The sequence below is a fragment of the Corynebacterium auris genome, from assembly GCF_030408575.1.
Taxonomy (GTDB): Bacteria; Actinomycetota; Actinomycetes; order Mycobacteriales; family Mycobacteriaceae; genus Corynebacterium; species Corynebacterium auris.
In genome coordinates this window covers 218,770-236,788 of sequence record NZ_CP047047.1, presented here as the reverse complement: position 1 = coordinate 236,788, position 18,019 = coordinate 218,770, and the positions used below count along the sequence as shown (strand labels likewise).

At 63.2% G+C, this 18,019-nt stretch carries 18 protein-coding genes, 1 tRNA gene and 1 pseudogene; 8 read left to right on the top strand and 12 right to left on the bottom strand.

The genetic code is table 11. The annotated features are described in order from the left end of the window. Nucleotides 1–108: 108 nt before the first annotated feature. The 5 genes from istA to istB are packed head-to-tail and all read left to right on the top strand — an operon-like array spanning nt 109 to nt 3,789. Nucleotides 109–894 (top strand): IS21 family transposase, encoded by a 786-nt coding sequence (gene istA, locus CAURIS_RS01160; protein ID WP_290342411.1) that lies wholly within the window; start codon nt 109–111, stop codon nt 892–894. Further along, nucleotides 882–1,355 carry a Mu transposase domain-containing protein gene (locus CAURIS_RS01155; RefSeq protein ID WP_290342410.1) on the top strand — a complete coding sequence of 158 codons (474 nt, stop codon included), beginning with the start codon at nt 882–884 and terminating at the stop codon, nt 1,353–1,355. Before istA ends, CAURIS_RS01155 begins: the two co-directional genes overlap by 13 nt. A gap of 2 nt (nt 1,356–1,357) precedes the next feature. Further along, nucleotides 1,358–2,707: an IS256 family transposase gene (locus CAURIS_RS01150; RefSeq protein ID WP_290342408.1), complete on the top strand. Its 1,350-nt coding sequence runs from the start codon at nt 1,358–1,360 to the stop codon at nt 2,705–2,707. Nucleotides 2,708–2,762: 55 nt separating this feature from the next. After that, nucleotides 2,763–3,047 (top strand): hypothetical protein, encoded by a 285-nt coding sequence (locus tag CAURIS_RS01145; RefSeq protein ID WP_290342407.1) that lies wholly within the window; start codon nt 2,763–2,765, stop codon nt 3,045–3,047. 1 nt (nt 3,048) lies between these two features. Continuing rightward, the gene (gene istB, locus CAURIS_RS01140) at nt 3,049–3,789 is read left to right on the top strand and encodes an IS21-like element helper ATPase IstB (RefSeq protein WP_290342406.1); all 741 of its coding nucleotides are present in this window, start codon (nt 3,049–3,051) and stop codon (nt 3,787–3,789) included. Nucleotides 3,790–4,001: 212 nt separating this feature from the next. Here the strand turns inward: istB and CAURIS_RS01135 are convergent, their stop codons facing one another. From CAURIS_RS01135 to CAURIS_RS01125, 3 genes are read right to left on the bottom strand one after another with little or no spacing between them, the layout of a single operon-like run. Then, nucleotides 4,002–4,628 (bottom strand): MBL fold metallo-hydrolase, encoded by a 627-nt coding sequence (locus CAURIS_RS01135; RefSeq protein ID WP_290342405.1) that lies wholly within the window; start codon nt 4,626–4,628, stop codon nt 4,002–4,004. A gap of 4 nt (nt 4,629–4,632) precedes the next feature. Further along, on the bottom strand, nt 4,633–5,736 hold the full coding sequence (locus CAURIS_RS01130; RefSeq protein WP_290342404.1) for an S-(hydroxymethyl)mycothiol dehydrogenase: 1,104 nt from the start codon (nt 5,734–5,736) through the stop codon (nt 4,633–4,635). A 21-nt stretch (nt 5,737–5,757) separates the two neighbouring features. Beyond that, entirely contained in the window at nt 5,758–6,594 is an 837-nt protein-coding gene (locus tag CAURIS_RS01125) for a GDSL-type esterase/lipase family protein (protein WP_290342403.1), read from the bottom strand. A 222-nt stretch (nt 6,595–6,816) separates the two neighbouring features. Between CAURIS_RS01125 and CAURIS_RS01120 the strand changes: the two genes are divergently transcribed. The 3 genes and pseudogenes from CAURIS_RS01120 to CAURIS_RS01110 all read left to right on the top strand — a co-directional run bounded on the left by CAURIS_RS01120 (nt 6,817) and on the right by CAURIS_RS01110 (nt 10,658). Next, complete coding sequence (locus CAURIS_RS01120) at nt 6,817–8,493, top strand: AMP-binding protein (RefSeq protein WP_290342402.1); 1,677 nt, start codon at nt 6,817–6,819, stop codon at nt 8,491–8,493. A 62-nt stretch (nt 8,494–8,555) separates the two neighbouring features. Then, a complete protein-coding gene (locus CAURIS_RS01115) occupies nt 8,556–9,011 on the top strand; it encodes a DUF4442 domain-containing protein (protein WP_290342401.1) in 456 nt (151 codons plus the stop codon). 481 nt (nt 9,012–9,492) lie between these two features. Beyond that, a pseudogene (locus CAURIS_RS01110) lies at nt 9,493–10,658 on the top strand (IS3 family transposase). Between the two features lie 51 nt (nt 10,659–10,709). Here CAURIS_RS01110 and CAURIS_RS01105 read toward each other — a convergent pair. The 9 genes from CAURIS_RS01105 to CAURIS_RS01065 form a co-directional block, all read right to left on the bottom strand. Then, entirely contained in the window at nt 10,710–11,534 is an 825-nt protein-coding gene (locus tag CAURIS_RS01105) for a hypothetical protein (protein WP_019193787.1), read from the bottom strand. Nucleotides 11,535–11,677: 143 nt separating this feature from the next. After that, entirely contained in the window at nt 11,678–12,694 is a 1,017-nt protein-coding gene (locus CAURIS_RS01100; protein ID WP_290342400.1) for a restriction endonuclease, read from the bottom strand. Between the two features lie 37 nt (nt 12,695–12,731). Further along, complete coding sequence (locus CAURIS_RS01095) at nt 12,732–13,100, bottom strand: PH domain-containing protein (protein ID WP_040421023.1); 369 nt, start codon at nt 13,098–13,100, stop codon at nt 12,732–12,734. Then, nucleotides 13,091–13,468 carry a hypothetical protein gene (locus CAURIS_RS01090; protein ID WP_019193784.1) on the bottom strand — a complete coding sequence of 126 codons (378 nt, stop codon included), beginning with the start codon at nt 13,466–13,468 and terminating at the stop codon, nt 13,091–13,093. Before CAURIS_RS01090 ends, CAURIS_RS01095 begins: the two co-directional genes overlap by 10 nt. A 98-nt stretch (nt 13,469–13,566) precedes the next feature. Beyond that, entirely contained in the window at nt 13,567–13,899 is a 333-nt protein-coding gene (locus CAURIS_RS01085) for a hypothetical protein (RefSeq protein WP_155860808.1), read from the bottom strand. Nucleotides 13,900–14,207: 308 nt separating this feature from the next. After that, on the bottom strand, nt 14,208–14,483 hold the full coding sequence (locus CAURIS_RS01080; protein ID WP_290342398.1) for a hypothetical protein: 276 nt from the start codon (nt 14,481–14,483) through the stop codon (nt 14,208–14,210). 4 nt (nt 14,484–14,487) lie between these two features. Continuing rightward, nucleotides 14,488–15,753, bottom strand: coding sequence for a VG15 protein (locus CAURIS_RS01075; protein ID WP_290342397.1), 1,266 nt, complete (start codon nt 15,751–15,753; stop codon nt 14,488–14,490). Next, entirely contained in the window at nt 15,740–16,720 is a 981-nt protein-coding gene (locus CAURIS_RS01070) for a hypothetical protein (protein ID WP_290342396.1), read from the bottom strand. The genes CAURIS_RS01075 and CAURIS_RS01070 overlap by 14 nt, the downstream gene beginning before the upstream one ends. A 1,166-nt stretch (nt 16,721–17,886) precedes the next feature. Next, nucleotides 17,887–17,962: transfer RNA gene (locus CAURIS_RS01065), tRNA-Thr, on the bottom strand. Nucleotides 17,963–18,019 lie beyond the last annotated feature (57 nt).

Here is an 18,019-nt window from a genome sequence, read left to right as displayed (position 1 = left end):
CCGGAAATTCACGACGCTGCTACCAAATAGCCGGTCGCAACAATGTCCCGCCTTCGTTTATTCGCGAGATCCGGGACGTGGATTTTTCAGGAAAGGACCAGAAAGTAGATGACGATCAGCATGACCACGATCGAAACTATCAGGCAGCTCGATGACGAGGGAATGTCCAGACGAGCGATTGCCAAAGCGGTAAACGTGGCGCGGGCCACGGTCGATAAGTACGTCAATCAGGAAGATTTCAGCCCCACCCCGCCGGTGACGGTGCGTAAACCCGGCTCGATCGTGCTGGGTGAGACGCTGTGCGCCGTGATTGATGGTTGGCTTGAAAATGATCAGCGCATGCCGCGAAAGCAGCGCCACACCGCGCGACGCATTTGCGACCGCCTCGTCGACGAGCACGGATATACCGGCTCGTATTCCCCGGTTCAGCGCTACGTCAAGCAGTGGAAACAGGACCACACATCCCCAGGGGATGGGTTCATGGAGTTGGAATGGTCACCTGGGGTCATCCAGGTCGATTTCGGCCAAGCCGAGGTCGTTATGGCGGGAACTGCTAAGGTGGTGCACCTTTTGGTGGTGACGTTTCCGTATTCGAATATGCGGTTTTGCAGGGCGTTCGCCGGAGAGACCGCTGAGTGCGTTATCACCGGCCTTTTGGACGTCATCGACACCGCCGGCGGGGTGCCGAGAGAGATGGTCTTCGACAACGCCACCGCCATTGGGCGCCGCTTGGGCCACCACCGTGGTGGAATCCGAACTCTTCGCCGCGCTCACAGGCGCACTATCGGACGAAGGCTCGCTACTGCAACCCGTACTCGGGCCATGAGAAAGGCAACGTGGAAAACGCGGTCGGTTTCATCCGGCGCAACCTGTGTGTGCCTGTGCCTGAAGTAGCCAGCCTGGCGGAGCTAAACGACTATCTCAGCTCCGGGTGCGCCGCGTTTGCCGACCAGATCCACTACAAAAAGTCGGCCACGATCGCGGAGCTATTACAACAGGATCAGCAAGCGCTCAAGGCGTGCCCGTCGGTGAGGTTTAACCCGGTGCGCTTCGAAGTGCGCCGCACCGATAAGACCGGGGTCGTCACAGTCGGCGGCAATCGCTACCTTGTGGGCCCTGCCTGGGCGGGAAGGCAAGTCACGGTGGAGCTATCGCATGACACCATCACCGTCTTAGACGACAACACCCGACGCATCGTCGCACTGCCACGAGTCTTCGGCACCACAGAGGAAACGGTGATCAACCCACTGAGTGTTTTGCCTTCGCTGGCGAAAAAGCCCGGGGCGTGGGCGAACTCACCAGAGGGTGTCAGGAAGTTTGTGTGTGAGGCTCTGATCCAGAAGGAGTTTCACTGATAATGACTACCGTGTCACCGAAGAAAGGCCATGACCCGAGCAGGGTCAACGAGATCAGCGCGAAGCTGATGGAAAACCCGGAAATCGCCGCACTGATCGGCGAGCTATCAACCTCCGTCGACGATGCCAGCGACCTGGTCAAAGGTCTATTGCAAGCCTCGATCAACGCGGGTCTGCAGGCGGAGATGGACGCCCATTTGGGGTACGGGCACTCAGATCGCGCGGCCAAAGCCCAGGTAAGCCCCTCAAACGGTGGCAATCACCGTAACGGGTCGTACACCAAAACTGTGGGCACCGGCTACGGCCCGGTGGACATCACAGTGCCTCGGGATAGAGCGGGCACGTTTCACCCGGTCATGGTGCCGAAAGGGGCACGCCGGCTGACAGAGCTCGATGACATGATCGTCTCGCTCTACGCCGGCGGAATGACGGTACGCGATATCCAGCACCACCTGGCATCGACCCTGGGGGTGGACATCAGCCCGGATACCATCAGTACCATCACCGATGCGGTCCTCGATGAGGTGATGGTGTGGCAAAACCGTCAGCTCGATGAGTTCTACCCGGTCATTTTCCTCGACGCGCTGCGGGTGAAAATCCGCGACGGTCACCGGGTGGTCAATAAAGCCTGCTACATGGCTGTTGGCATCGACATCGACGGGACCAAACACATCCTGGGACTATGGATCGCCGACAATGAAGGGGCTGCATTCTGGGCATCCGTGTGCGCGGACCTGGCGAACCGTGGAGTCAATGACGTGTTCATCGTCTGCTGCGACGGGCTCAAAGGCCTGCCTGAGGCCGTGGAAGCGACCTGGCCGAACTCGATGGTACAAACCTGCATCGTGCACCTGATCCGGGCCGCCAACAGGTGGGTGTCCTATAAGGACCGCAAATCTGTATCCAGCGCGCTGCGGCAGGTCTACACCGCACCGAACGAGGACGCCGCTTGCGCCGCCCTCGATGCCTTCGAAGCCTCGGAACTGGGGCGGAAGTACCCCCAGTCGGTGAAGGTCTGGCGTGATGCGTGGGAGAGGTTTATACCGTTTCTGCAGTTCCCGCCTGCAGCTCGCCGGGTGCTCTACACCACCAATGCCATCGAGTCGCTTAACGCTGAGCTGCGGAAAGCGACCCGCAACCGTGGCCAATTCCCCTCGGATGCTGCGGCGTTGAAGACGCTGTGGTTGATGGTCTGCAACATCGAGGACAAACGCGCCGCCCAACGCGCGAAAAAAGCGAAGCGGGCAATCGACTGCAACGGCTATATTGAAGGGGCGAAAACCTCAGGGTGGAAACAAGCCATCAACCAACTATCCGTGGCCTACCCAGACCGGTTCGCCAACTACTTGTAAACCAAGCCCCCGCACACAAACAAACGGACACTCTCACTCACCACTTCGCCGCCACATGCCGGACGCTGTCGTAGGCTATCTCGACGCAGCAGATGCGACAACCCGCAGAGAGTTTTTCACCCACGCCGAAACCACCGCCACAGAATGCGGATTCGACACCACCGTCACCGCTGCCGCGGCACTGCTGGAAACCAACGCGACACCGACCGGGCCACACCTCGGCATCGCCGCGCGCTACACCGCCCCACCACCAACGCAGCACGCGCGAGCGAATCTCACCACCTACGATCAGCTGCTCGCCACCAGCACCACCACACCTGATCATGAGGAGGAGACCTAAAATGAGCACCACCATCACCAACAACAAAGACCGCGTGGTAGCACTCGGCCGCCAGCTCTACCTGACCACCGCGGTGCTACGCGAATGCGCAGACCATGCCACCCCACGCCAGTGCGACATACTCATTGAGCTTTTCGAAGCTGAACTTGAATCCAGATCCGCATCTAGAGCGCGCCGCCTGCTACACCGAGCACGAATCCCGGTACGAAAAACTCTCGACAGCTACGACTGGTCCCCGGTGAGTCTGCCCGCCGACATCACCCGCGAACACCTCACCACCCTCGACTTCCTCAACGGATGTGAAGACCTCGTCTTCTACGGTGATGTCGGCACCGGCAAAACACACCTCGCCATCGCCCTGGTCACCGCAGCATGTCTCAGAGGCACTCCTGCAAGGTTTTTCACCGCCGCCAGCCTGGTCGACCATCTGCGCAACGCAAAACTCGCCGGCAAACTCGACAAAGAACTCGCAGCCCTCGGCAAAAACGAACTGCTCGTCATCGATGAACTCGGCTACATCCCAATCGACACCGACGGGGCGAGGCTTTTATTCCAAGCCATCGCCGATGCCTACGAACAACGCAGCCTCATCATCACCACCAACCTCGCGTTTTCCCAATGGGGCCACGTCTTCGGCAGCGACGACATGGCAGCCGCCGCAATCGACCGCATCGTCCACCACGGCCGCATGATCACCTTCACCGGCCAGTCCTACCGCATGGCAAACGCCCTCATGAAATAACCCAAAAACCCAGCAACGCCCAAACAGCCCAAAACCACGCCACCCCGGCCTAAAAAACCGCGCCGAAACGGCCTACAACAACTTGACAAAACACATCCCGCGCACGGCGGTTCATCCCGGCCAGACTATGGGAGTTTTCGAAGTGCCTCCGGCCTCCTCGCGGTTGGGGGCACGGCCCCGCCCAGCTTCACGAGCAGGTCACAAACGCGCGCCTAGTACCCGCGCCTGATCCATTCCTCTAGGTGGGGCGCCTCCGCGCCGATGGTGGTGTGCTCGCCGTGGCCGGTGCGCACAATCGTCTCCGGCGGCAGGTCCAGCACCCGCTTTTGCAGGGAGTCGATGATGGTGTCGAAGGACGAGTAGGAGCGCCCGGTCGCGCCCGGGCCGCCCTGGAACAGGGTGTCGCCCGAGAAGAGCACGCCCGCTTCCTCGGCGTAGAGCACGATCGAGCCGGGAGAGTGGCCCGGGGTGGATAGGGCCTTCAGCTCCGTCCCCGCGACCTCGAAGACCTGCCCGTCCGAGATGCGCTCGAAGTCGAAGTCGGGGTTCTCCGCCCGCCACAGCATGTCGTCGCCGGGATGGAGCAGCACGGGGGCGTCGACAAGCCTGCTGAGCTCGGGCGCGGCATCGACGTGGTCGGAGTGGCCGTGCGTCGCGATGATGCCCTTGACGTGGCGGTCGCCGACAGCGTTGGCGATAGCCTCGGCATCGTGGGCCGCGTCGATGACGTAGACCTCGGAGTCGTCGCCGACGATCCAGACGTTGTTGTCCACCTCCCATTCGCCTCCGTCGAGCTTGAACAGTCCGGAGGTTACGACGTTGTCAATCTGCAGTGCCATATGCCTAGTACTCCACCACGCTGCGCAGGACGTCGCCACGCTTCATCTTCTCGAAGGCCGACTCGACGTCGCCCGCGCCAATGCGCTCCGAGACGAACTCGGCGAGCGGGAAGCGGCCCTGCAGGTGCAGGTCGACGTAGGCGGGGAAGTCGCGTTCCGGCAGGCAGTCGCCGTACCAGGCGGGCTTGATGGAGCCGCCGCGGCTGTAGAGGTCGATAGCCGGGATGTCCACGTGGTCCGTCATGTTGGGAACGCCCACCATGACCATGCGGCCTGCGAGGTCCCGTGAATAAAAAGCCTGGCGCCAGGTCGGCTGGATGCCGACGGCGTCGATGGTGACGTCCGCGCCGAAGCCGCCGGTGAGCTCGCGCACCGCGTCGACGACCTCGTCCTCCGACATATCGCGGGAGTGGATGGAATGCGTTGCGCCGAAGGTGTCCACAGCGGCGTCGCACTTGCGCTCGTCGATGTCCACCGCGATGACCGTCGAGGCGCCGGCAAGCGCGGCGCCCGCGACGGCCGCCAAGCCCACGCCGCCCAAGCCGAAGACGGCAACGGATTCGCCGCGCTGGATGTCGCCGGTGTTCACGGCGGCGCCGAGGCCAGCCATAATGCCGCAGCCGAGCAGGCCCGCGGCCGCCGGGTCGGCGGCCGGGTCAACCTTCGTGCACTGCATCTCGTGCACGAGAGTCTTTTCCGCGAAGGAGCCGATGCCGAGGGCGGGGGTGAGGGCGGTCTCGGGGGAGTCGGCAAGCGTCATCTGTGCGGACGCGTTGTGGGTGTTAAAGCAGTTCTTGGGGTCGCCCTTCTTGCAGGCGCGGCACTCGCCGCACACCGCGCGCCAGTTGAGAACGACAAAATCGCCGACCTTCACGTGGGTCACCTCATCACCCACCCGGTCGACGATTCCGGCCGATTCGTGGCCGAGGAGGAAGGGGTAGTCGTCGGCGATATCGCCGTCGCGGTACGCAAGGTCCGTGTGGCAGACCCCCGTAGCCTGCACCTTGACCACAACGTCCCGGGGGCCGGGGTCGGGGATCTGAACCTGGGCTATGTCGACGGGCGCGCCTTTTTCTCGGGAAATAATTGCTGACACTATCTCGCTCATACGCCCGAGGATAGTGAAAAACTAGGAGGCAGCAATCACGTTGGCCACGTGTTCGTGGCCGCGCTGGTTCACGTGGATGGGCAGGTTGCCAGGCCCGCCGTAGAAGTCGACGAGCCCGGCCCACATGCGCAGGTGATCGGGTGCGCACATGCCGTTGTTCGCCGTGGACGGCTTGAGGTCGAGGAACTCCGTACCCGTCGCGCGGGCGGCGTCCACCATCATCCATTGCGCTTGGTCTTCCCACTTGCGCACCGGCGGGAAGGCCGTCCAATCAGAGACGTTCGGCGCGATGTGGAACAGGCAGACCCGGTCGCCCGCGGTGACCTTGGGGTAGCCGACGAACTGGATGCGCGCGTTCGGGGCGGCCGCGCGGACCTTGTTAATCTGCGGGACCATGTAGTTGACAAAGTCGCGGCGCACGTCGGCGTCAGGGCGGGAATCGTTGTTGTACGCGTCGTTGAAGCCGGTGGAGATGATCACGCGGGCGGTGCTGGGGTTGAGGCCGCCGTCGTTGACCGCGCGGTCAATCTGGGAGGACAGCTGCGGGCCCCGGGAGATCGTCGTGGTCCCGCTGCAGGAGTAGTCCCAGGCCGGCAGGCCGAGCTTGTCGGCGGCGCGGCGGCCCCAGCTCGTCGGGCTCTGCGGGCACCAGGTGGTGATGTTCGAGGAGCCACGGGAGTCAAGCCCGAGCTTGCCCGCCAGCCACTGCGGGGCGTTGGGGTCGGCGATCACGGAGTCGCCGAAGATGACCAGGTTGCGCTGCTGTGCCTGGGCGGGGTGGGCAGCCAGGGCAGACAGGGCCACGAGTACGGCCGCGCTGACAACCGCGGCGGCGCGGCGAATACTGTTAACGGTCATTGTTGGTTCCTTCTACGTGTGTTCCGGGTACTGGGTATCGGCGGAAAAGGCGCGGGCGAAGCGTTCCCCCAGGGGCGTCACATCTGCCACTTAGGCACCACCCGTCACTCTAGACGATCGCATGAAATATTTTCCGCACACAAAGCGATTACACAAGGACAATCTCACAGGCTCGCCCGAGCGTTACGGTAGGAGCCGCCCAGACTACAAGTAAGGAGTTTTATGTCGTTCCTCTCACCCCTCTCACCCCTTCGCCGAGCCGCCTTCACCGCCTCCTCGTTCGCGAAATTCGTCGGCGCCATCGGCCGCGCGGGCATCCTCCACCCGGAGGGCAGCCTCAGCGCGCTCACCACGGCGGGGCCCACGCTCGCGCGCTACCGCTTCACCACCGCGCGCGAGGTCGAGCACGCCACCCACACGAGCCCGCAGCGCACGGCGCTTATCGACGACGACGGGGTGCTCACCTACGACCAGCTCGCCCAGCAGTCCAAGACCCTGGCCCGCTGGCTGCTCCGGGTCAGGGACGAGCGCGGCCTGGACACGCTGCGCATCGGCGTCATGGCGCGCAATGGCCGCGGCATGATCCTGCCCATGACGGCGAAGGGCTACGCGGGCGCGGAGCTCTTCCTCCTCAACGTCGGCTCCTCGCCCGAGCAGCTCGCCGGCACCTTCGCCGAGAACAACATCAACGTGCTCCTCATCGACGACGAGTTCGCCGACCGCATCCCGGACGGCATCGACGAGGTCACGGTGGTCTGGGCGCACACCGCGCACGAGCACGGCGAGGACGACACCATCCAGCGGATCGTCCTGGGCGGTGCCGACGACCTGCCCCCTCTGCCCACCTTCCCGAAGCACGGCAACATCGTGCTCATGTCCTCGGGGACCTCGGGCGTGCCGAAGGGCATCCTGCGCCCCGAGCCCGTCCTCCCCTTCGTCGTCGCCGGCTACCTCGACGCCGTCCCGTGGCGCCGGGCGATGACGGTGCAGATCACCGCCTCCATGTTCCACACCTGGGGCTGGTCGGCCGTCAACATCGCCTTCGCCGCCCGCAACACCGTGGTCACCCAGCGCATCTTCGACCCAGAAAACGTCTTCCGGCAGATCCAGAACTTCCGCTGCGACGGGCTCGTCTCCTCCCCCATCTTCTTCAAGCAGATGCTCGATCTGCCCGACAACGAGAAGTGGGACACCACGACGCTCCAGTTCATCGCCTCCGCGGGCAACGCGCTGACCCCCGTGCTGGTCGAGCGCACCATCGACCGCTTCGGCCCGATCCTGGCCAACTACTACGGCTCGACCGAGCTCGCCCTAGCGGCCTGCGCCAGCGCCGACATGATCGCCGAAGATCCCACCATCGCGGGGAAGATCCCCCCGGGCACCATCCTCAGGCTTTACGACGACGAGGGCAACGAAGTCCCCCAAGGCACCGTCGGGCGCATCTTCCTCACCAACGAAACCGCCCTGACCGGATACTCCAACCCCGATACCGAGATCGTGCGCATCGACGGCCTCGTCGATATCGGCGACCTCGGCTACGTCGACGGCAACGGCCACCTCCACGTCTTATCGCGCAGCGACGACATGATCATTGTCGGCGGGGAAAACGTCCACCCCCAGTCCGTCGTCGAAGTCCTCGAACGCATGCCCGGCATCGACGAGGTACACGCCGGCGGCGTCGACGACGAGAACACCTTCAAGCGCATCGCCGTCTGGGTGGTGCGCGCCGACACCGAGGACGGCCACTCGCTCACCGCGGACGCCATCCGCGATTGGGTGAGCGACAACCTGGCCGACCACTCCATCCCCCGCGACGTCAACTTCGTGGACTCCCTGCCCCGCAACGCCACGGGCAAGGTGGTCGCCCGCCATCTCCCGCCCTCGACCCGCGAGGACTGACCGGGCACCTGTGGTGTGCGTCACGTAGAATCGCTACGCAAACGTACACTTAAGGAGCCCCCATGAACTTCACCCCGAAAATGCTGCGCCGCTTCATGTTCCTCTGGCCGCCCTTTCTGGGCGCCGGGATCCGTGTCGCCGAGTTTGCGGACGACGGTTCCCGGGTCGTCGTCAAGCACAAGCTCACGCGGCTGAACCGCAACGCGGTGGGGACCGCCTTCGGCGGAACCATCATGGCGATGACCGACCCCTTCTTCATGCTCGCCTCGATGGCGCGGCTGGGGCGCGACTACCGGGTGTGGGACGTCGCGGGCGAGGTGCAGTTTGTCAAACCCGGCAAGGGCACGCTCACCGCCACGATGGAGATCTCGGACGAGACCTACGAGCTGATCCGGGAGAAGACGGCCGGCGGGGAGAAGTACCTGCACTGGTTCGACACCGCCGTCGTCGACGAAGAAGGCGATGTGGTCGCACGCGTGCGCCGCCAGGTGTACTACCGGCGCAAGCGCGGCAGGTAGCGCAGCGCTCCGCGTGCCCGTCAGCGCGGTGACACGGTCAATGTTCGGCACGGCCACCGCCGGAATGACGAGGTCGAAGCATTGCCGAAAACTCGGATTTTTGGCAAAACTCCAGGTAAAAGGCCCCTATGAGGGCTCATGATCGTTCGGGCGTGCCCGCGGTGCGGATTTCCGGCGCCCGTCGGGCCGCCCTCACTTGTGCTGCGGTGCAGCTGGGGTCGCCGGCCTTCTTTCACCACCGGTAAACAGCACGCTGCCGCTCCGCGTGCGCAGCACCCGTGGGTGTCAAGCGCCTTCCCCCGCCGATTTGCGGTGCGCATTCGCGCCGGATGGTCGGTGGAGCTCTGCTCTGCCGCGGCGCGGGAAATGAGGAAAACCCCAGCTAGAATGAACTGCTGCCCATTAGTTGGAGGGGCTGGTGCACGAGTAGGTGACATCTGATCTGGCTGGCCCTGCGGGGTCGGTCTGGAAGGATGTTACTATGCCCAAGCCCTACCCCCAGGAGTTCCGCGACGACGTGGTGCGCGTTGCTCAGAACCGCGAAGACGGTGTGACTGTCAAGCAGATCGCTGCCGACTTCGGTATCCACCCGATGACCCTGAACAAGTGGATCCGCAAAGCCGACGTGGAGGCTGGGATCACACCTGGCACGACCGCCGCGGCGTCCCAGGAACTGCGCGAGGCCAAGCGGCGCGTGCGTCTGCTTGAACAGGAAAACGAGGTCCTGCGCCGCGCGGCGGCGTACTTGTCCCAGGCGAATCTGCCGGGAAAAGGTGGTACCCGCTCGTGACCGAGCTCGCCGCTGACGGTGTCCCCGTCGCGGTGGCGTGTCGGGTACTTGGAATAGCTCGTCAGCCCTACTACCGGTGGCTGAAGAACCCGATCACCGACGCCGAGCTCGCCGAGGCGTACCGGGCCAACGCTCTATTTGACGCCCACCGAAAGGATCCGGAGTTCGGCTACCGCTACCTCGCCGACGAGGCCGAAGCCGCGGGCGAGAGGATGTGCCGGCGTACCGCTTGGCGGATCTGCTCCGCCGGCGGCTGGAAAAGCGCCATCAGCGAGAAAGGTCGGGGTCGGCACCGCAAGGCCGGGCCTTCGGTCCATGACGACCTCGTCGAGCGGGATTTCACCGCCCACAGTCCAAACGAGTTGTGGCTGACCGACATCACCGAGCACTAAACGGGCGAGGCAAAGCTCTACCTGTGCGCGATCAAGGACGTCTACTCGGGGCGGATTGTCGGGTATTCGATCGACTCGACAATGAAATCCCGGCTGGCAGTCAACGCGCTCAACAGCGCCGTCGCCAGGCGAGGCGACGTGACCGGCTGCGTTCTACACAGCGATAGAGGATCGCAATTTCGCTCTAAGAAGATGCAGATGGCGATCACCCATCACGGGCTGATCGGCTCGATGGGCAGGGTCGGGGCGTGCGGCGACAACGCAGCCATGGAGAGCTTTTTCTCGCTGCTACAGAACAACGTCCTGGATCGTCGACCCTGGGCAACCAGAGACGAGCTCCGCGCGGCGATCGTGCACTGGATCGAGCACACATACCACCGCCGTAGACGGCAAGACCGCCTCGGCAGATTGACCCCCATCGAATTCGAGACCATCATCAACAACGAGGCCCTTCAGGCCGCGTGACTAACCATGTCACCTATCCGTGCATCAGCCCCAGATCCGCTACTTGGCTTCCTACGGGGCGTCACGTCCTAAGCCCTCCAAGACGATCCACGCCTCGGCTGTGGTGTAGATGATTGAGAAGGGTAACTCGCTACCGTCTTCGGTGAACCAGAACATGACCGGGCCGTTAGTCCCGAAAACATGCTCCTCCGGGAGATTTACCGGCGCGCCGGTGAGGATTGTGGTCTCAGCAATTACCCGCGCACCTGTCTCGTCCATGTTGGCCGCGAACTGCTGGCGGATGTCCGCAACCGCCGTAGACGTACCCAGAGCGTTTGGGATTGAAGATTCGTATGTGAGCTGCTGCGCCGGGACGGTGATGTGGGTGAGCGGTCGTTGAAGCTTTTTGTCCTCCGCTCCCCTCCGCCATCGCGCCTCGTAGTGCCGCGTTCTGGCGAGGAGCTCAAACCCTTCGAGCTCCGCTGGGGCCTGCTTTAACTCGGCGAACCAGGCTCGGATTGGAGCGCCGCCGGCCGTAGTTGCGCGCATGGGCACCGCGGCGACAACCGCATCGCCACAGTTCACCACCGTTGCTTTGCCGAGGTGGACTCCCCAGACCTCGGAGCCGTTGTACGCCGTGAATTCCTCTGCGAATGGGGCGAGAGTTTCATCCCACCGCAGCAGCCCTGTATCAATCTTCACAGTCACCGAAGAGGCAGTGCAGCTCACGTCGGCGAGAGAACGCAGGACCCGCGGCGCACCCGGCCGGAGCGCCTCGCCCGGCTCGAGGCCGAGAACCTCAGCCGCAATCTTCAGCGTCGTCGGGTCGAACGCCGCTACGCCGCCGTTAAGGGTGAGCGGCGCGACTGCCCTGTCGGAATTACCTGGCGTCGACATTTCTTCTCCTTCTTAGCGCCGCTTTTGCGCCTGTCCTCTTTGGTCTGTCACGGCATCTCGATGATCCGTTGTCCGCACCAGCCTCGCCTGTAATCAGCTCAGCTCGGTTCCTTCGCAGAGGTGGTCATTCTCGAATCGAAGGCTCACTCCGCGCTGGTGTCGACGGCCATCACCGGGCGAAGCGGCACTACCTTGCGCCACTTCTCCGGCAACTTCTCGTAGTTCGCGATGACTAAGGCAGCGAATTCGCTGCCCCCGATCAAACGGAGTCGGGCGTTCTGCCTTTCAATTATTTGGGCGTCCCGAGTGAAGCTCCCAGTGGTGACGAACAAGAGTGAGCTCCCCCAGCCAACTCCCACCAATTGCTGGACGTCAGGTGCCGTTACGGATCCAATTATTTGCTTGTACTGCACCATGATCTGCGGCGGCTCCACGCCCAACGGGTCTTTGTGCGCAATCACGTCAACCCCGCCGTCTCTGCTGTACGGAGTGACCCGGGCGCGGTACCCGAGAGCGCGGAGCACATCTGCGGTGAGGCTCTCGAACTCGGCTGGTGTGATCTCTTTACTCACTGCTTCGAGCACAAAGTCCCCCGTCGCCTGCTCGATGCGAGCGGCATTCGGCATCTCGGGGGTCGGCTCGTCCGAGTCGGCGACATCAGCGACGGGCTGCGCCTGGGGAGTTGTCACCCGGTCGCCTTCGAAAACCGCGAGAATTTCCTGCTGATGGCGTCGCACGGAAAAGAGCGTGACCGCTGATCCCAGTTCATACAGCGCACTCTGGCTGAACTCGTTGCGCGCTACACCCGTTTTGAGCCACTCAACTGGACGGCGGTGACGGTGGAGCGGCGCATCTGACTCGTAGTAGTACTCACCTGAGATGCGACCGATGTTGATGGTGCTGTCAGGCCTGTAGGGTGCAACAACCAAGTCACCGGGTTCCATCACGTGAGCGAACCGGTAGACCACGCCGGCATGAGTACTAATGCGTCCCGCAGAGTCTTCCGGGTGCAGGCGGGCCAGCTCCGCCTTGATTGCCTCTCGGCGCCTCGCCAATGCCCTCAAGTCTCCCAGCTCATCCCACCCGATGCTGACAAACCCCTGTTCGAGAAGCTCTTCCTTCAACGCGTTGTTATGAAGCCCCCAGATGTGAATTCCCACCAGTGCCCTTTCTCTCGCCAGCCGTTTTTACTCCTCCTCAGCCCCCCAGCACGCAGCGACCGATGAGTGCGTCGACTTTGCGCACGTCGAGGCCGCGGCCGATCTTGATCTTGATGCACCCGGCGCGTGTCCACAGCTCAATCTCGGCGTTGAAGTCGAGCGTGCCGGCATTCTCCGTGGACCACATGTTGATCGAGGAGTACGGCAGCGAGTACATCTCAACTTTCTTGCCGCGGATGCCCTGGGCGTCGCGGACGATGAGTCGGCGGGTGGTGAAGATGGCGCTGTCCCGGTAGGTCTTGAAGGCCACGATCGGTTCCTCGCCGGGCACAACGATCTGGCGGAAGTCCTCCGGGATGGGGGCCTCCGCCACCAGCGTCCATTCGGCGATGTTGCTCATTTCCATTTAGTTTTTCCTTTCTCCGTGGGCGCTCGCCCAGCTCGCGCTGCGGGGGCATCCTCGATCAGCTTGACCAGTGTATCGGTGACGAGGAAGAAGGTTCCGTGGTTGGCACCGTTGGCGACCAGGCCGTCCCACGTGCGCTCGCGGTTGGCGAAGACGACGAACCACGTCATGACACGGTTGATGTCGAAGTATTCGACCTCGGCGGGGTTGCCGATGACGGCGAATTCCTTGCAGTCCCGCTGGCAGCCAGCCCCGCGGAAGCCGCAGAGGTAGACGGCATCCCCGGTTCCGTAGACCAGCCACCCCCGTATTCGAGCGAGCTGAGGGGGTCGGCCGGGGCCGCCGGTTGCCGCGCAGGACAACCACACCGCCGGGCCACTCCTGTGGCTGATCCTCGGGATATGTTCTGGCCATGGTGAGAAGCTAACCCGCGGCCCCGACACGCGGCCGTCCACGTTCGAACGCGTTAGCGCCCGGCGACGTCGCGCATCTGCCGGTCGAGTGCACCGTTGAGCATCGGGTTGAACAGGACGCAGCTCACCGCCGCGAGGTAGAGGCCCTGATCGGCGCCCACGAAGCGTGAACTCGTCCCAGCGTTGCTGTGGGCGCACTCCTTCAGCTGGCGGTACGGGCTTCCCGGAGTGTCCCAGGGGACGGGCACGCTATACGGCAGCATCTGAATGGCCTCGTGGGCGTAGGGGCTGATCCCCGACATCGGAGCATGTTCGGCCGCGGCCACAGGCGCGGACAGGGTGAATAGAGCGGCGGAGGCAGCAGCAGTTTTACGGAGGAAACTCATGGCTGCAGGTTAGTCTCTGCGGTCCAGTCGCCGGGCAGAATTCGTTGCGTGAAGTACGGCCCCGGGTTGAAAACCTCGCCGGCGCCGTTTGCGCGGCACAGCCCCGCGTAGGCTCGGTGCCGATGTTTCTTCTCAGGAGACCCCCCGGAAAACTCCTCATGAACTGCTCCCCACAAGTCGGTAACTGATTTCTCAGTCCAACTAATGGGGAGCAGTTCACCAACCAGGGGCAATGGGGTTTTGCTGTGCGCCGACCGGGAATCGAACCCGGCACAAAACCTACCGTCTAGGCGGCGCTATCGTGCTGTTCAGGCGAAGCAGTCCTCGGGTGCTGCTACGAAGTCCGCGAGTTCAATGCACGACTCATCGCCATCAACAAGTTTGATGTTTTCGCGGACTACCGCGAACAACTCATCCAGTGGCTCGTTCGGGGCAACGCGCATTGCTTCCACGAGGTAGTCATAAATCTCGTCCGCGGCCTCTTGCCCGTAGATGAACTTGAGGAATGCTTCATCCACCTTCGGGCCGTGCGAGGTCACGTAATCGGCAAGATCGAACGCAGACTCAAACTTTGGGACGCTCACACGATCACCTCCTAACTGGGTATCCGAATGGCTGAACTGGAACGCTGTCGATAAGAGTGTACCTCACCCGAATCGTTTCACCACCTACTTCCCCGAGGAAGGATAGTTTGAAATCGTGCGCCGACTTCCATTCGTTTCCCGCTCTGTCAGCGATGAGAGTAGCTGGTGCGCTCCATACCTCTGCCTCTCCTGTTTCCAGAATGTCCCGGATGGCGTCGACGATCTGCTGGTCGCTCCAGTCATCCGGAAACTTCGTCCCCGCTGCCGTGCTTCCTGCTTTGTGCCCGAACCTGTTGTCCAGCGAATAATCACCCGGCGCGCGCCTGCTCGGCGCCACCCGACTGCGTCCCCACGGTGGCGCAGTCGTCCACCCGTAAAGCACATGCCCGGGCACCTGGTGCAAATCCGGAAGCGGTACTGTCATCGTCTCCCCACTCGGAAGCGTCACCGTCCTCTCCGGCTTTCCTGTGTAGCGCGGCACCGTGACCCCCGGAATGTCCGGGAACCGCACCTGCGATTGCACGATGCGCGACCGGCGATCCAGATAGTTTTTCCACTTCCTGATCAGCTCGCCCTGGTCCCCGCCATCCTTGGTCGCCTTCTTCCATGCTGACTCCAGCTCGCGATTGACCCGCGGCAACGGAGCACTCTGCCCGCCGACCTCCATGCCGACGCACCGGCAGTTGTCGTGGAACCGCCTCGACCTCGTCATTCCGACAGTGTCCTTGCTAAACACCGCACCACGCGACGCGATCATCAAGCACCAGTTGCAGGCCCCCGGCTCCGGAACACGCGCAAACCGCATTCCCGGCGCGATGTTCCTGGCGACCGTCTCACGTGCCGGTAGCAGCACCACGCGGTTGAGCGCTCCGGTGAGTTTCTGCATCGTCTTGGCATTGAACTCGTCGAGTCCATCGGTGTTTTTCTCGACCATGAAGTGCTTCCAGTCCGCGTCAGACATCCGCATGGCCGCGCGGAACGCCGCCGCCGCTTGGTCGTAGCCAACTGGATCCGCAACTTCCGGATACGCGAGCCCGGCCAGCGTTTCGTCCAGACTGCGCTGCAGAAACAGATAGTCCGCCGCAGCGTATGCGGCTTGTTCACCGTAGATCGTCGCGATCGCTGTGAACGGCTCCTCAAGCAACGCGCGTCGCTCGACAAAGCCCGTCCCGTCAGTCGTATCCCACCACGCGAGCCAATCACGCAGCGCCAATTTCTCGATTCCGCGCAGAGTCGCGACGTATATCCGGCGAGCTTCAAGAAAGTCCATCTGTCAGCTCACCCGCCATCCGGTCTTCCGTGATGGTGTCCCGTCCTTCCGCTGCACCGGGCGCTGAGGTAACCATGGAGGCGCGCTCGAGTGCCTCAACGCGGCGCACCTCGGCTTCCATGACGCGCTGCTCCTCCGGCGTGTAGCCAAGCCGGTCCCACACGACCCGCGAGTTCTTCGGGGCCACACCCGCCTGCACCTGCTTGACCATCGCGTCCGTCGTCGCCGCAACCGTGGGTGTTGCCGGGTCACCCCAGCGCACACCCACCGGCGACGCATCCGCAAAAGTCGTCCCCGCAGTAGCCGCACCGGCAAGACGCCCGACATCACCCCACGCGCGGCCAAACGACTTCTGACGCCGCTCCGCCCGCTTCACCAGGCGCGCCTCCATCACACGGATCGCGTCAGCCGACGTCGTCTGATCACCACGAAGCCCGAAGTAGTGGCCCGGCAGGCCCGCCTCGCTAGCAGCCAACTGCGCCAGCCCCTCGATCTGCTCCAAGAATGGTCCCGCGGGCGGGGGCTTGAATTCTCCCAGCTCCGGGGCCTGCTCGTCTTCCCCGCTCGTTCCAGTCGCCCACATGCGGCCCACTACAACCTGCCACGGCGACATATGAGCACCGTCCGGGGAGACAAACGAGTCCCGGTCCAACCCGATCGCATAACGCTGCGGGGTGGAGAAGAACTCGCGGATGATGTCCATCGCTATCAGCGTGTGCACCGCGGAATCGGTGTATCGGCGAAGCGGCGCCGTAATCTCCGACTTCCCCCACCGCGCCCCCGTGCGGGAGCGGTTGACGAACGGCACCAGCGGCGCCGCCCCAGCCCACGCGGCGGCCAGGTCAACGAAGTCATCACCGTCGACGAAGTCCGTTGCCAGCAAAGCGGGCTTCGCGAGGAAACTCGGCGTCTGGGAGCCAACCGGACTACCCGGCGCGCTGCTCGCGTCGCTGTCGGAGTTCGTCAAGAGCACTTCCCTCCTTCTCCACGACGTCCGCCAACCGTGCCGAGAGCACGGCGACGTCGTGCGGCTGGTCTGACTCGTCGATCTCGAGAGCCAGCCAGTCACGCAGCGCCTGGTACGTCGCCAGCGCCTCATTGGTCGACGCCGCCTCGAAAACCGAGGCCAGGCCCCGCGGGCTAACCTCTACCCCGTTGGTCCCGGGCTGAAGTTCCGGGTAACGCTCCGGAGGGCGCTGAACCCGCTTTATACACTTATCGGAGCACCACTTCCTCTGGCGGCCGAGCAGCGGCGCCCGGCCACGGCGACGCCTCCACCACCCTCAACATCTACGGCCATCTCTGGGACGAAGGACTCGACGCCAGTCCCCACGCCCTAGACGCACACCTCACCGCCGAGCATGAACGCGAAGCCCGGCACGCGGCGCGGCGTGCAGAGAAAACTGCCAGGCGCGGAGCTATGCGTGCGGTGCCGGCCGCGGGCTAGTACGCCTTGTTTATCCACAGGCTTTGGACATTCGCGAACCGTCTCTATGTAGCGCGAACGCGGAAAATGGCAGGCACGTGATTCCGGGGCCTCGTTTGAACAGGCCCCCTGAAATTCTTGTCAGAAGAGTGACACCTTTGGTGGAGCTCTACTTCCTTCGCGGTGCGATTGTCTCCACCGCCAAGGTTGAGGCGATTGACCCGCGATCACCTCTAACCGTGAAGGGAGGTGAGACCGAAAGTGCCTAACGAATCGGAACCCCAGAAGGGTAAGAGGAGGGCCTGGCCCGCGATGCGTGAAATCGCGAGCCGGCCGGGGTGCGGCTGGTGGCCATGTACCTTGCTGACGGAGTTCGCAAGGCTGTCGAGCGGCTGTCCAGCTAGCCTCACAGAACACCCGCATTAGGTTGGCGCCGGTGCGGGGGTTCCGCCTTTTTGGGACATGGCGGAGTGGCTCATGTCGGCTTCCAGCATATCCATCTCCGACGGTGCGTGTGGTAATCGCCGTAGCGGTTCCTCAACTTATAGCGCAATTACTGACGGTCCTCGGCGATCACCTCAACGCTCAGTCTGTGCTCGGTCGGTGCTCGGTAATACGAGAAACTTCCTGGGCTTTCTCGGGACAACTTCCCTGCGCGGTGAACGAGTGAAACCCCAGCTAGAAACGCTGTCTAGCTGGGGTTTTGGTGGAGCCACCTGCGAGAATCGAACTCGCGACCTTCTCATTACGAGTGAGATGCTCTACCGACTGAGCTAAGGTGGCCGGAACGCCTGCGCAGGGCAGTATGTCCGCGCCATAGCTTAACCGAGGGGCACTGAA

Bases quoted from the DNA above. Each gene is read 5' to 3' on its own strand.
- istA (WP_290342411.1), top strand. From the start codon at position 109: ATGACGATCAGCATGACCACGATCGAAACTATCAGGCAGCTCGATGAC.
- CAURIS_RS01150 (WP_290342408.1), top strand. From the start codon at position 1,358: ATGACTACCGTGTCACCGAAGAAAGGCCATGACCCGAGCAGGGTCAAC.
- CAURIS_RS01145 (WP_290342407.1), top strand. From the start codon at position 2,763: ATGCCGGACGCTGTCGTAGGCTATCTCGACGCAGCAGATGCGACAACC.
- istB (WP_290342406.1), top strand. From the start codon at position 3,049: ATGAGCACCACCATCACCAACAACAAAGACCGCGTGGTAGCACTCGGC.
- CAURIS_RS01135 (WP_290342405.1), bottom strand. From the start codon at position 4,628: ATGGCACTGCAGATTGACAACGTCGTAACCTCCGGACTGTTCAAGCTC.
- CAURIS_RS01130 (WP_290342404.1), bottom strand. From the start codon at position 5,736: ATGAGCGAGATAGTGTCAGCAATTATTTCCCGAGAAAAAGGCGCGCCC.
- CAURIS_RS01125 (WP_290342403.1), bottom strand. From the start codon at position 6,594: ATGACCGTTAACAGTATTCGCCGCGCCGCCGCGGTTGTCAGCGCGGCC.
- CAURIS_RS01120 (WP_290342402.1), top strand. From the start codon at position 6,817: ATGTCGTTCCTCTCACCCCTCTCACCCCTTCGCCGAGCCGCCTTCACC.
- CAURIS_RS01115 (WP_290342401.1), top strand. From the start codon at position 8,556: ATGAACTTCACCCCGAAAATGCTGCGCCGCTTCATGTTCCTCTGGCCG.
- CAURIS_RS01105 (WP_019193787.1), bottom strand. From the start codon at position 11,534: ATGTCGACGCCAGGTAATTCCGACAGGGCAGTCGCGCCGCTCACCCTT.
- CAURIS_RS01095 (WP_040421023.1), bottom strand. From the start codon at position 13,100: ATGGAAATGAGCAACATCGCCGAATGGACGCTGGTGGCGGAGGCCCCC.
- CAURIS_RS01085 (WP_155860808.1), bottom strand. From the start codon at position 13,899: ATGAGTTTCCTCCGTAAAACTGCTGCTGCCTCCGCCGCTCTATTCACC.
- CAURIS_RS01075 (WP_290342397.1), bottom strand. From the start codon at position 15,753: ATGGACTTTCTTGAAGCTCGCCGGATATACGTCGCGACTCTGCGCGGA.